Origin of the sequence: Kitasatospora sp. NPDC051170 (genome assembly GCF_044455705.1) — a bacterium.
Lineage (GTDB): Bacteria > Actinomycetota > Actinomycetes > Streptomycetales > Streptomycetaceae > Kitasatospora.
Window position 1 is genome coordinate 286,205 of the sequence record NZ_JBITFA010000010.1, and the last position, 12,131, is coordinate 298,335.

At 73.6% G+C, this 12,131-nt stretch carries 14 protein-coding genes; 13 read left to right on the top strand and 1 reads right to left on the bottom strand.

Annotated elements, in window-relative coordinates:
• Nucleotides 1–6: 6 nt before the first annotated feature.
• The 12 genes from ACIBCA_RS22395 (at nucleotide 7) to ACIBCA_RS22450 (ending at nucleotide 10,491) form a co-directional block, all read left to right on the top strand.
• Complete coding sequence (locus ACIBCA_RS22395; protein ID WP_396284696.1) at nucleotides 7–837, top strand: shikimate dehydrogenase; 831 nt, start codon at nucleotides 7–9, stop codon at nucleotides 835–837.
• A gap of 167 nt (nucleotides 838–1,004) precedes the next feature.
• A complete protein-coding gene (aroC, locus tag ACIBCA_RS22400; protein WP_396284697.1) occupies nucleotides 1,005–2,189 on the top strand; it encodes a chorismate synthase in 1,185 nt (394 codons plus the stop codon).
• A 73-nt stretch (nucleotides 2,190–2,262) separates the two neighbouring features.
• Nucleotides 2,263–2,784, top strand: a complete 522-nt coding sequence (locus ACIBCA_RS22405; protein ID WP_396284698.1) for a shikimate kinase — start codon at nucleotides 2,263–2,265, stop codon at nucleotides 2,782–2,784.
• Nucleotides 2,777–3,868 (top strand): 3-dehydroquinate synthase, encoded by a 1,092-nt coding sequence (gene aroB, locus ACIBCA_RS22410; RefSeq protein WP_396284699.1) that lies wholly within the window; start codon nucleotides 2,777–2,779, stop codon nucleotides 3,866–3,868. Before ACIBCA_RS22405 ends, aroB begins: the two co-directional genes overlap by 8 nt.
• 8 nt (nucleotides 3,869–3,876) lie before the next feature.
• Entirely contained in the window at nucleotides 3,877–4,305 is a 429-nt protein-coding gene (aroQ, locus tag ACIBCA_RS22415) for a type II 3-dehydroquinate dehydratase (protein WP_396284746.1), read from the top strand.
• Nucleotides 4,306–4,413: 108 nt separating this feature from the next.
• Nucleotides 4,414–5,286 (top strand): AAA family ATPase, encoded by an 873-nt coding sequence (locus tag ACIBCA_RS22420; RefSeq protein ID WP_396284700.1) that lies wholly within the window; start codon nucleotides 4,414–4,416, stop codon nucleotides 5,284–5,286.
• A gap of 108 nt (nucleotides 5,287–5,394) precedes the next feature.
• The gene (locus tag ACIBCA_RS22425; protein ID WP_396284701.1) at nucleotides 5,395–6,204 is read left to right on the top strand and encodes an Fpg/Nei family DNA glycosylase; all 810 of its coding nucleotides are present in this window, start codon (nucleotides 5,395–5,397) and stop codon (nucleotides 6,202–6,204) included.
• A 76-nt stretch (nucleotides 6,205–6,280) separates the two neighbouring features.
• A complete protein-coding gene (locus ACIBCA_RS22430) occupies nucleotides 6,281–7,387 on the top strand; it encodes an aminopeptidase P family protein (RefSeq protein ID WP_396284702.1) in 1,107 nt (368 codons plus the stop codon).
• A gap of 55 nt (nucleotides 7,388–7,442) precedes the next feature.
• Nucleotides 7,443–8,006 carry an elongation factor P gene (gene efp, locus ACIBCA_RS22435; protein ID WP_396284703.1) on the top strand — a complete coding sequence of 188 codons (564 nt, stop codon included), beginning with the start codon at nucleotides 7,443–7,445 and terminating at the stop codon, nucleotides 8,004–8,006.
• Between the two features lie 4 nt (nucleotides 8,007–8,010).
• Nucleotides 8,011–8,448 carry a transcription antitermination factor NusB gene (gene nusB / locus ACIBCA_RS22440; protein WP_396284704.1) on the top strand — a complete coding sequence of 146 codons (438 nt, stop codon included), beginning with the start codon at nucleotides 8,011–8,013 and terminating at the stop codon, nucleotides 8,446–8,448.
• Nucleotides 8,449–8,598: 150 nt separating this feature from the next.
• Nucleotides 8,599–9,426 (top strand): thioesterase family protein, encoded by an 828-nt coding sequence (locus ACIBCA_RS22445; protein WP_396284705.1) that lies wholly within the window; start codon nucleotides 8,599–8,601, stop codon nucleotides 9,424–9,426.
• A gap of 144 nt (nucleotides 9,427–9,570) precedes the next feature.
• Complete coding sequence (locus ACIBCA_RS22450) at nucleotides 9,571–10,491, top strand: hypothetical protein (protein ID WP_396284706.1); 921 nt, start codon at nucleotides 9,571–9,573, stop codon at nucleotides 10,489–10,491.
• A 145-nt stretch (nucleotides 10,492–10,636) separates the two neighbouring features.
• On the opposite strand, the gene ACIBCA_RS22455 is transcribed toward ACIBCA_RS22450, so the two are convergent.
• Nucleotides 10,637–11,140, bottom strand: a complete 504-nt coding sequence (locus ACIBCA_RS22455; protein ID WP_031072501.1) for a transcriptional regulator — start codon at nucleotides 11,138–11,140, stop codon at nucleotides 10,637–10,639.
• A gap of 328 nt (nucleotides 11,141–11,468) precedes the next feature.
• Between ACIBCA_RS22455 and pyrR the strand changes: the two genes are divergently transcribed.
• A complete protein-coding gene (gene pyrR, locus ACIBCA_RS22460; RefSeq protein WP_396284707.1) occupies nucleotides 11,469–12,125 on the top strand; it encodes a bifunctional pyr operon transcriptional regulator/uracil phosphoribosyltransferase PyrR in 657 nt (218 codons plus the stop codon).
• Nucleotides 12,126–12,131 lie beyond the last annotated feature (6 nt).

The window sequence follows — 12,131 nt, forward strand, 5'->3', positions numbered from 1 at the left end:
GCAGCGTTGACCAGCAAGCACCGTGCCGCCGTGCTCGGTTCGCCGATCGCCCACTCGCTCTCGCCGGACCTGCACCGGGCCGCCTTCGCGGCGCTCGGGCTGGACGGCTGGCGGTACGACCGGTTCGAGGTCGACGAGGCTTCGCTGCCCGGCTTCCTGGCCGGGCTGGACGAGGCCGAGTGGGCCGGGCTGTCGCTGACCATGCCCCTGAAGCGGGCGATCATCCCGCTGCTGGACGAGGTCAGCGCCACGGCCCGCTCGGTGGAGGCCGTCAACACGGTGGTGTTCACCGAGGACGGGCGGCGCACCGGGGACAACACCGACGTGCCCGGGCTGGTGAACGCGCTGCGTGAGCGGGGCGTCGCCGAGGTGTCGGGCGCGGCCGTGCTGGGGGCGGGGGCCACGGCCTCCTCGGCGCTGGCGGCGCTGGCCCAGATATGCACCGGCGAGGTGGTGGTCTACGTCCGCAGCCCCGAGCGGGCCCGGGAGATGGCCGAGCTGGGCGAGCGCCTCGGCGTGGCCGTCCGTACGGCCGACTGGGAGCGCGGGGCGGAGGCGCTGGAGCGGCCGCTGACCGTCTCCACCACGCCGGTGGGCGCCACGGACGTGTTCGCGGAGGCCCTGCCGGAGCGGCCGGGCGCGCTGTTCGACGTGCTCTACCACCCGTGGCCGACGGCCCTGGCCGCCGCCTGCGCCGAGCGCGGGGCGACCGTCCTCGGCGGGCTGGACCTGCTGGTGCACCAGGCGGTGCTGCAGTCCGAGGCGTTCACCGGGCGCAGGCCCGGCCCGCTGGCCGCGATGCGCGAGGCCGGGGAGAAGGCGCTGGCCACGAGCTAGGCCGGGGCCTGACCGGGCGGCCGCCGTCCCGGGTGGTGTCCACGTGCTGTCCGCTACGCGGAACGCGGCCCTTGCGCGGCCCCGCGGCATGAAAGGATTCGGGCAGAAGGTACGTCCGGGCGGGCTGCGGCGGTGCCGTGGGCCGGCCCGCTGATGAAGGAGCTCCGTTGGGTACGTTGCGCTGGCTCACGGCGGGGGAGTCGCACGGCCCCGCACTCGTCGCGACGCTGGAGGGCCTGCCCGCCGGTGTACCGGTCACTACTGCCGTAGTGGCCGACGCGCTGGCGCGCCGCCGGCTCGGTTACGGCCGCGGTGCGCGGATGAAGTTCGAACAGGACGAGGTGACCTTCCTCGGTGGCGTCCGGCACGGCCTGACCATGGGCAGCCCGGTCGCGATCATGGTCGGCAACACCGAGTGGCCGAAGTGGGAGCAGGTCATGTCGGCCGACCCGGTCGACCCCGAGGTGCTGGGCGGCCTGGCCCGCAACGAGGCGCTGACCCGCCCCCGGCCCGGCCACGCCGACCTGGCCGGCATGCAGAAGTACTCGATCGGCGAGGCCCGCCCGATCCTGGAGCGCGCCAGCGCCCGGGAGACGGCCGCCCGGGTCGCGCTGGGCGCCGTCGCCCGCGCGTACCTGCGCGAGGTCGCCGGGATCGAGATCGTCAGCCACGTGGTCGAGCTGGCCGCCGCCAAGGCCCCGGCCGGTGTGCTGCCGCTGCCCTCGGACGAGGCGAAGCTGGACGCCGACCCGGTGCGCTGCCTGGACCAGGACGCCTCGAAGGCGATGGTCGCCGAGATCGACCAGGCCCACAAGGACGGCGACACCCTGGGCGGCGTGGTCGAGGTGCTGGCGTACGGCGTGCCGGTGGGCCTGGGCTCGCACGTGCACTGGGACCGCCGCCTCGACGCCCGGCTGGCCGCCGCGCTGATGGGCATCCAGGCGATCAAGGGCGTCGAGGTCGGCGACGGCTTCGAGCTGGCCCGGGTGCCCGGCTCCCAGGCGCACGACGAGATCCTCCCGACCCCCGAGGGCGTCAAGCGCGCCTCCGGCCGCTCCGGCGGCACCGAGGGCGGCCTGTCCACCGGCGAGGTGCTGCGGGTGCGCGCCGCGATGAAGCCGATCGCCACCGTGCCGCGGGCGCTGCAGACCGTGGACGTGAGCACCGGTGAGCCGGCCAAGGCGCACCACCAGCGCTCGGACGTCTGTGCGGTGCCGGCCGCCGGGATCGTCGCCGAGGCGATGGTCGCGCTGGTGCTGGCCGACGCGGTGAACGAGAAGTTCGGCGGCGACAACGTCTCCGAGACCCGTCGCAACGTGCAGAGCTACCTCGACCACCTGATCGTGCGATGAGCGAGCGAAGCGAGCCCATCATCGAGAGGTGCCCGTTGTGCTCCGGGCCTGCCGAGCGAAGCGAGGCGGGGGCATGAGCACGCCTGTCGTCGTGCTGGTCGGCCCGCCCGGCAGTGGCAAGTCCACCGTCGGGCGGGCCCTGGCCGAGCGGCTGGGCGTCGGGTTCCGCGACACCGACGCCGACGTCGCGACCACGGCCGGGAAGCCGATCCCCGAGATCTTCATCGACGAGGGCGAGCCGCACTTCCGCGCGCTGGAGGCCGAGGCCGTCCGGGCGGCGGCCACCGGGCACGCCGGGGTGCTGGCGCTCGGCGGCGGCGCGGTGATGGCCGAGGCCACCCGGGCGCTGCTGCGCGAGCTGCCGGTGGTGTTCCTGGAGGTCCCGCTGGCGGACGCCGTCAAGCGGGTCGGCCTGGACGCGCCGCGCCCGCTGCTGGCCGTCAACCCCCGCGCCCGCTGGCGCGAGCTGATGGAGGCCCGCCGCCCCCTCTACCTGGAGGTGGCCACCGCCGTCGTCGACACCGAGGGCCGTACGCCCGAACAGGTCGCGGACGCCGTACTGGAAGCACTGGAGCTGAAGACCCCCCATGACTGACCCCATCGTCAGGATTCACGTCGGCGGCAGCGCCGGCCACGACCCGTACGACGTGCTGATCGGGCACCAGCTGCTCGGCGAGCTGGCGCCGCTGATCGGCGGCCGGGCCAAGCGGGTCGCGATCATCCACCCGGAGGCGCTGGCCGCCACCGCCGACGCGATCCGCGAGGACCTGGCCGGCGAGGGCTACGAGGCGATCGGGCTGCAGGTGCCCAACGCCGAGGAGGCCAAGAGCGCCGAGGTCGCCGCGTACTGCTGGTCGGTGCTCGGGCAGACCGGCTTCACCCGCAGCGACGTGGTCGTCGGCCTCGGCGGCGGCGCCACCACCGACCTGGCGGGCTTCGTCGCCGCCACCTGGCTGCGCGGGGTGCGCTGGGTCTCCATGCCCACCACGCTGCTGGGCATGGTCGACGCGGCCGTGGGCGGCAAGACCGGCATCAACATCGCCGAGGGCAAGAACATGGTCGGCGCCTTCCACCCGCCGGTGGGCGTGCTGGCCGACCTCGACACCCTGGAGACCGTGCCCAAGCACGACTACGTCTCCGGCCTCGCCGAGGTCATCAAGTGCGGCTTCATCGCCGACCCGGCCATCCTCGACCTGATCGAGGCCGACCCGGAGGGCGCCAGGTCCCCGGCCGGGCCGCACACCGTCGAGCTGATCCGCCGCGCCATCCAGGTCAAGGCCGACGTCGTCTCCGGGGACCTCAAGGAGTCCGGCCGCCGCGAGATCCTCAACTACGGCCACACCCTGGGCCACGCCATCGAGCGCAACGAGCGCTACAAGTGGCGGCACGGCGCGGCGATCTCCATCGGTATGGTCTTCGCCGCCGAACTCGGCCGCCTGGCCGGGCGGTTGGACGACGAGACGGCCGACCGGCACCGCGCCGTGCTGGCCTCCGTCGGTCTGCCGCTGAGCTACCGGGCCGACGCCTGGCCGAAGTTGCTGGACGCGATGAAGATCGACAAGAAGTCGCGCGGCGACCTGATCCGCTTCATCGTCCTGGACGGCCTGGGCAAGACCTCCGTGCTGGAGGGCCCCGACCCGTCCCTGCTGGTCGCCGCCTACGCGGAGGTCTCCTCGTGACCAGGGTGATGGTGCTCAACGGCCCCAACCTCGGCCGCCTGGGCAGCCGGGAGCCGGACGTCTACGGCGCCACCTCCTACGCCGGGCTGGTCGAGCGCTGCGGTGCGCTCGGCAAGGAGTTCGGCTTCGAGGTCGAGGTCCACGAGACCAACTCCGAGCAGCAGATGGTCGAGTGGCTGCACGAGGCGGCGGACGGCCAGGTGCCCGTGGTGATCAACCCGGGGGCGTTCACGCACTACTCGTACGCGATGCGCGACGCCGCCGCGCAGCGCACCGCGCCCCTGATCGAGGTGCACATCTCCAACCCGTACGCCCGGGAGACCTTCCGGCACACCTCGGTGATCGCCGCCGTCGCCTCCGGGACGATCGCCGGGTTCGGGATCGGTTCGTACGAACTGGCGCTGCGCGCACTGGCGGAGCAACTGACCACGCGTTGACGGCCGGGCACCACCCCGGGTGGGGCCTCGTCGACGGCCCGGTGGCGGACTGTGCCCGCCGCCGGGCCGCCGTGTAATGTCCCCGCTGAGAGGTGTGGGGAGGGTTCCGTGACGCAGTACACCGCAGGTGGGCAGGTCCCGCCGCGTCCCGCCGCTCCGCCGGTGCGGACGGTCGGGGGCGCGGGCGCGGGAGCGCCCGTTCCGCCGCCGCCTCCGCCGCCCCCTCCCGCGCAGCCCGTCCGTCCGGGGCCGGCCGCCGCGCCCGCACCCGTGCCCCCGCCCGCGCCGGTGCCCGCGCACGCCGGGCACGGGACCGTCCAGTTGCAGGCCCTGCCCATGCCGCCCGGCGGCACCGGGCACTTCGTGCTGCCCGCCGGAACGCCCGTCCAGCTGCCCGCCCACCCGCCGCGCCCGCACGCGCCCGCCGGGCCGATCGCGGTGCTGCTGATCGGGCCCGCCGGGGCGGGGAAGACCACCGTCGCCCGCTACTGGGCCGAGCGCCGGCCGACGCCGACCGCGCACATCAGCCTGGACGACGTCCGCGAGTGGGTGCAGGCCGGGTTCGCCAACCCGCAGGCCGGCTGGAACAACGCCTCCGAGGCGCAGTACCGCCTGGCTCGCCGCACCTGCGGCTTCGCCTGCCGCAACTACCTGGCCAACGGCATCTCCTGCATCATCGACGACGCCGTCTTCCCGGACCGCCCGGCGATCGGTCTCGGCGGCTGGAAGCGGCACATCGGGCCCGGCATGATCCCCGTGGTGCTGCTGCCGAGTCTGGACTCGGTGCTGCGCCGCAACGCCCGCCGCAGTGGCACCCGGCGGCTCGGGGACGAGGAGGTGGCGCGCATCCACGGGCGGATGGCGGGCTGGTACAACTCCGGGCTGCCGATCATCGACAACTCCTACCTGGACGTGGCCGGGACGGCCGCCGAGCTCGACCGGGTGATCCTGGCCCGGCTGGCGGGCATGCCCGTGCGCTGAGCTGCGGCTTTCCGCGGCTTCCGGGGCGGCCGGGAGTGTCGGTGGCGGCTGGGATGATGGACGCAGTCCGAGTCGAACCGTCCGAACCGCCCGTGGGAGGCCGTGCCCGTGCCCGAAGGCCACATCATCCACCGTCTCGCCGCCGAGAACCGCAGGGCGTTCGGCGGCCGCGCCGTCCGCGTCACCAGCCCGCAGGGCCGCTTCGCCGACGAGGCGAAGGCGATCGACGGTCAACTGCTCACCGGCGCCGAGGCGTTCGGCAAGCACCTGTTCCTCGGCTTCGAGGAGGGCGGCTGGGTGCACGTCCACCTCGGGCTGTACGGCGGGTTCACCTTCGGCGAGGGCGGGGCGCCCGAGCCGGTGGGGATGATCCGGCTGCGGCTGGAGAACGAGGACGGCTACGCGGACCTGCGCGGCCCGAACACCTGCGCGCTGGTCACCGAGGCGCAGAAGGCGTCCGTCGCCGCCCGGCTCGGGCCGGACCCGCTGCGTGCGGACGCCGACCCGGAGGCCGCCTGGCGCCGGATATCCGCCAGCCGTACGACCGTGGCCGCGCTGCTGATGGACCAGAAGGTGCTGGCCGGGGTGGGCAACGTCTACCGGGCGGAGGTGCTCTTCCGCCACGGCATCGACCCGCACCGGGCCGGGCGCGAGCTCACCCGCCGGGAGTGGGACGCGATCTGGGCCGACCTCGTGGCCCTGATGCGCGAGGGCGCCGGCGCCGGGCGGATCGACACCGTCCGGCCCGAGCACACCCCCGAGGCGATGGGCCGCCCGCCGCGCAAGGACGACCACGGCGGCGAGGTGTACGTGTACCGGCGCGCGGCGATGCCCTGCCTGGTCTGCGGCACCGAGGTGCGCACGGAGGAGCACGCCGCGCGGAACCTGTTCTGGTGCCCGTCCTGCCAGCAGGTGTGAGGCCGCCGCCCCGATGAACCCTCGCCGCGGCGTCTCTCGGGGGGCGGGCCGGGGCGGGGGTCCGTAGGCTCGGGGCATGGTGGATGCGTACGCGGCCCGCCGGGAGCGGGTGAGGGAACACTGCGGTGCCTCGGGGGTCGAGGCGGCGCTGGTGACGCGGGCGGCGAACGTGCGGTACCTGACGGGCTGCGCGCCCTGCGGGGCGACGCTGCTGCTGACCAGGGAACGAGCGCTGCTCACGGTGCCGGACGACCTGCCGCCGGACGACGCGGGGGAGCACCTCATCGCGCCCGAGGTGGAGCAGGTGCCGGTGCCCGCCGGGGTGGACACCGCCCTCGCCGCCGCGGAGGCCGCCGCGCGGCTGGGCGTGGCGGGCCTGGCGGTGGAGGAGCACGACCTGACCGTCAGCCGACACCGGGCGGTGGCCGCCCTGGTGGAGGGCGCCCGGCTGGCCGACCTCGGGTTGGTGGTGGAGCGGCTGCGGGTGGTCAAGGACGAGCACGAGATCGCCGATCTGCGCATCGCCGCCGAGATCGCCGACCAGGCTCTCGGCGAGCTGCTGGAGTCCATCCTGGTCGGCCGCACCGAGCGGCACCTGGCCATGGAGCTGGAGCGCCGGATGATCGACCACGGCGCGGACCGGGCCGCCTTCCCCGTCTCCGTCGGCACCGGCGGCCACTCCGGCCAGAGCGCCCACCAGCCCACCGACCGCCGGGTGGAGGAGGGCGACTTCCTGACCGTGGTGCTCGGCGCGCAGTACCGCGGGTACGGGGTCTCCACCGCCCGGACCTTCGTGATCGGCGCCGCCCCCGCGCCCTGGCAGGTGGAGCTGCACCGGCTGGTCTTCCGCGCCCAACGGGCGGGCCGGGAGGCCCTGGAACCGGGGGCGGAGCAGTGCGTGCCCGACCGGGCCGCGCGGCAGGTGCTGGAGGCGGCCGGGTACCCGGAGGCGTCCCCGCATCCGATCGGGCACGGCATCGGGCTGGAGATCCGGGAGGCGCCGCGCCTGGGCCCGACGGACATGGGTAAACTGGACAGCCGCGTGCCGGTCACCGTCGGCCCTGGAGTCCACCTCCCGGGCAAGGGCGGGGTCCGGATCGAGGACACGCTCGTCGTACGCCCCCTCGAAGAGGGCGGGCCCGAGCTGCTCACCATCACCACCAAGGAGCTCCTCGCCCTGTGAAGGCAGGACGCGATCCTTGGTTCCTTGACAGCTATATCCAGGAGTAAGTGCGCCCGTGGCTTCCACGAACGATCTCAAGAACGGCATGGTCCTCAAGCTGGAGGGCGGCAAGCTCTGGTCCGTCGTCGAGTTCCAGCACGTCAAGCCCGGCAAGGGCCCGGCCTTCGTGCGGACGAAGCTCAAGGAGGTCCTGACGGGCAAGGTCGTCGACAAGACCTTCAACGCCGGGACCAAGGTCGAGACCGCCAACGTCGACAAGCGCGGCATGCAGTTCTCGTACAAGGACGGCTCGAACTTCGTGTTCATGGACATGGACACCTACGACCAGATCACCATCGAGCCGGGCGTGGTCGGCGACGCCGCCAACTACCTGCTCGAGGGCTTCGAGGCCCTGGTCGCCACGAACGAGGGCGCCGTCCTCTACATCGAGCTCCCGACCTCCGTCGAGCTCCTCATCGCCGAGACCGAGCCGGGCGTCCAGGGCGACCGCTCCACCGGTGGCACCAAGCCGGCCACCCTGGAGACCGGCGCCGAGATCCAGGTGCCGCTCTTCATCACCACCGGTGAGAAGGTCAAGGTCGACACCCGCGACGGCAGCTACCTCGGCCGGGTGAAGTAAGTCCGTGTCGGCCGCACGTAGCAAGGCCCGTACCAGGGCCTTCCAGATCCTCTTCGAGGCCGACCACCGCGGGGTCGACCCGCAGCAGGTCCTCGCCGACTGGGTGGCCCGCGCCCGTGAGCCCAAGCCCGACGAGGGCACCCCGCAGGTCGCCGAGTACACGATGGAGCTCATCGAGGGGTACGTCCAGCACGCCCGCCGGATCGACGACCTGATCGAGCAGTACGCGGTGGGCTGGGAGCTCGACCGCATGCCGATCGTCGACCGGAACGTGCTGCGCCTCGGCGCGTACGAGCTGATCTGGGAGGACGGCGTCCCGGACGCGGTCGTCCTGGACGAGGCCGTCGAGATCGCCAAGGAGTTCTCCACGGACGACTCCCCGGCCTTCGTCAACGGCATGCTGGCCCGGTTCCTGGAGCTGAAGCCGAGCATCCGCCGCTGACCCCGTCGGCGACGCGAACACCACGGCCGTCGGTCCGGATCTTCCGGGCCGACGGCCGTTCCGCGTTTCACCCGGGCGGCGTAAGGTGGAGGCCTACTCGCCAGTAACTTGGCGACCGGAACGACCCGTGCGAAGGGCAGGCCACCTCCCATGACCACCGCGACCCGCAGCGAGTTCGACCAGGGCATCGCCCTGACCAGACACCCCGAGGAGCCCGGTCGCTACGACGGCGAACTGGGCGAGGGCTGGCAGATCGGCGGCGGCGTCAACGGCGGGCTGCTGCTCGCCGTGGCCGGACACGCCCTCGCGCTGGAGCACGGGGAGCATCCGGACCCGGTCTCGATCAGCGGCTACTACCTCTCCGCCTCCACCCCCGGCCCGGCCACCGTCCGCACCGAGGTGCTGCGCAGCGGCCGCGGGCTCTCCACCGGCACCGCCTCGCTCAGCCAGGACGGCGTCGAACGGCTGCGCGTGGTCGCCAGCCACGGCGACCTCGGCGCCCTGGAGGGCGAGGTGCGCACCAGTGCGACCCCGCCGCAGCTGCCGCCGCCGGACCAGTGCATCGGCATCGAGCACGCGCCCCGCCAACTCGTCGAGCGGGCCGCCCTGCTGGAGCGCTTCGACCTGCGCCTGGACCCGGCCACCGTCGGCTGGGCGCTCGGCCGGCCCTCGGGCCAGGGGCGCATCCAGGGCTGGTTCCGCCTCGCCGACGGCCGTGAGCCGGATCCGCTGCTGCTCCTGCTGGTCGCCGACGCGCTGCCGCCGGTCACCTTCGACCTGGGCATGCCCGGCTGGGCCCCGACCGTGGAGCTGACCGTCCACCTGCGCGCCAAGCCCGCGCCCGGCTGGCTGCGGGTCGTGCACGCCACCCGCAACCTGGCCGGCGGGTACTTCGAGGAGGACGCCGAGGTCTGGGACGAGACGGGCCGTCTGGTCGCCCAGTCCCGCCAGCTGGCCCGGGTGCCGCGTAGCGCCTGAGTCTTTCCGAGGCGGAAAAATCCGACTCACGTTCGGTTACATTCCTGTGACACGCCGTACGTGTGCGCCGCCCGGCGATGGGGAGGAAGACGGTCAGCGGCCGACCGGCCGCCGACCGTCACCCGCCGACGCCAGGAGCCACCGATGAGCAGCGACCAGGGCCGCGCCCGCCGTAACCCCGACCGCGCCGGTGGCGGCCACCGTCCGCTCGCCCGGGTGCCGCACCGGCGTCAGCACGCCGAGGGGGCCGAGCAGGCGTTCGTCATCGGGGTGCTCGCCAGTGCCGCCGACTTCGAGCGGGCCCGCGCCTGGGGCGTCACCGACGCCGCCGACTTCGACCGCTACCTGGCCGAGACGGCCGAGCTGCTCGCCGACGCGCTGGAGCGCTTCGACACCGTCCGCGCCCGGATGTTCCACCCGCAGGACTTCGCCGAGTTCTGCCTGCTGCACGGGCTGGACCCGGCCGAACCCACGGCCCGCGACCGCTACCTCGTCAACCCCCCGCTGCGCACCCAGCTGCTGCCGTATCAGGGTGAGGAGCTGTCAGGGGACTTCCTGCCGCGCCTGGTTCGCGCCCGGGAGAACGGGCTGACGCTCTGCCACGCGGACCTGCTGCTGGACGGCGCGCTGTACGGCGGCGGCGACGACGTGGACGAAGAGCATGCCCGCTGGGTCCGGGCCGCCTACCAGCGCGGCGGCGAGGTGTTCCGCCGGATGCTCGTCGGCGCGGGCGCCGGGGTGTACGAGCTGCGCCTGCGGGTGGACGCGCCCGGCGGGCGGCTGACGGCCTCGGCGCGGGTCCTCCAGTGGGAGGACGGCGTGGTGCGGATCAACGACGAGGACATGGAGCTGGTCTGCGCGGTGCTGTGCGCCGGGCTGGCGCTGGAACTGCCGGGCGTGGCGGTGCTGCACGGCTCGCAGGGCTCGGCGGCGACCTGCGGGGAGTACCTGCCGGCGGCCTGGGCCTGGTCCAGCGGCGGGCCGGACTGGGCGCCGGCGGACCGGCCGGTGCGGATGGACGGCGTGGCGGCCCGGCCGGGCTACAGCCTGGGGACGGTCTGCTGAGGCGTGCCGGTGCACGCCGACGCATGCGGGCCGTACGCGCCGCGGCGCGGCACCCCGGAGTCCGGGATGCCGCGCCGTGACGTTTCTGCGTGCAGGCTGCTGGCCGCCGGAGGGTTTCCCCTGGCCGGAGCCGGTGCGGCGAGCGTCAGCTCGCCTCCTCCTCGCGCACCGCGCGGCGCGCGTCGGGGTTCAGCACGCCCCAGGAGATCAGCTGCTCGGTGAGGATCGACGGCGACTGGTCGTAGATCACGGCCAGGGTGCGCAGGTCGTCCTGGCGGATCGAGAGCACCTTGCCGTTGTAGTCGCCGCGCTGGCTCTGGATGGTCGCCGCGTAGCGCTGCAGCGGGCCGGCCTTCTCGGAAGGCACCTGGGTCAGTCTCTCCAGGTCGAGGACCAGGCGCGGCGGCGGCTCGGCGGCGCCGCCGGGCGTGCCGCCGGGCAGCAGCTCCTGCACCGGGACGCCGTAGAACTCCGCCAGTTCGGCCAGCCGCTGCACGGTGACCGCACGGTCGCCGCGCTCGTACGAGCCGACGACGACTGCCTTCCAGCGCCCCTGGGACTTCTCCTCGACACCGTGCAGGGAGAGCCCCTGCTGAGTGCGGATCGCTCGGAGCTTGCCTCCGAGCTGCTTCGCGTAGTCGCTGGACATTGATCTCCCCGGACGAGATTGCTTCGCGTTCAGTGGTGGGTCACGGGCGATTGCCGACGTGTTACCGGTGGGTTCGACGTCCGTCTCGTAACTCACTGTGAGGTTACGTAGAGTAAGGTAGTTGCGTCAAGCCGAATGGGGCACTCGTGCGAATGGCCCGCATCGTCGGTGCATCGGCGGCGTGAACCCGTTGAAGCGGAATGATGGAGGTCCACTTGCCGCTCGGCGCGCTGATAGGATGACCCGAAGCCCACGCCGGATCGGCGGGGCGATCCCAGACATCCTTTAAGGCCCGTCCAGTGAGGCGGGGAAGGAGGTCCGCTTCGGCATGACCGCACGCCAGGAACACCAGGATTCGACCCCGAGGCCGCCGCACCAGGTGCTGGACGGCTCGGACATCGCCCGGGTCATCACCCGGATAGCGCACGAGATCGTCGAGCGCGCCAAGGGCGCGGAGGACGTCGTGCTGCTCGGCATCCACACCAGAGGTGTCCACCTCGCCCGCCGCCTGCACGGCCGGCTGGCGCAGATCACCGGGCGCGAGATCCCGCTCGGCACCCTGGACATCACCATGTACCGGGACGACCTGCGGCTGAAGCCCGCCCGCGCCCTGGAGCACACCGAGATCCCGTCCGGCGGCATCGACGGCAAGCTCGTCATCCTCGTCGACGACGTGCTCTTCTCCGGCCGCACCATCCGCGCCGCCCTCGACGCGCTCAGCGACATCGGCCGTCCGCGCGCCGTGCAGCTCGCCGTCCTCGTCGACCGCGGGCACCGCGAGCTGCCGATCCGCGCCGACTACGTGGGCAAGAACCTCCCCACCTCGCTGCGCGAGGCCGTGCAGGTGCGCCTCGCCGACTCCGACGGCGTGGACGCCGTCCTGGTCGGGGACCGTGATCACGCCGGCGCGTCGAGTTCCGCTCGCCATCAGCACAGCTCGCAAGCCCCGGCCGCCGAGCCGTCCGAACCGCACCTTCCGGAGTAGAACCGC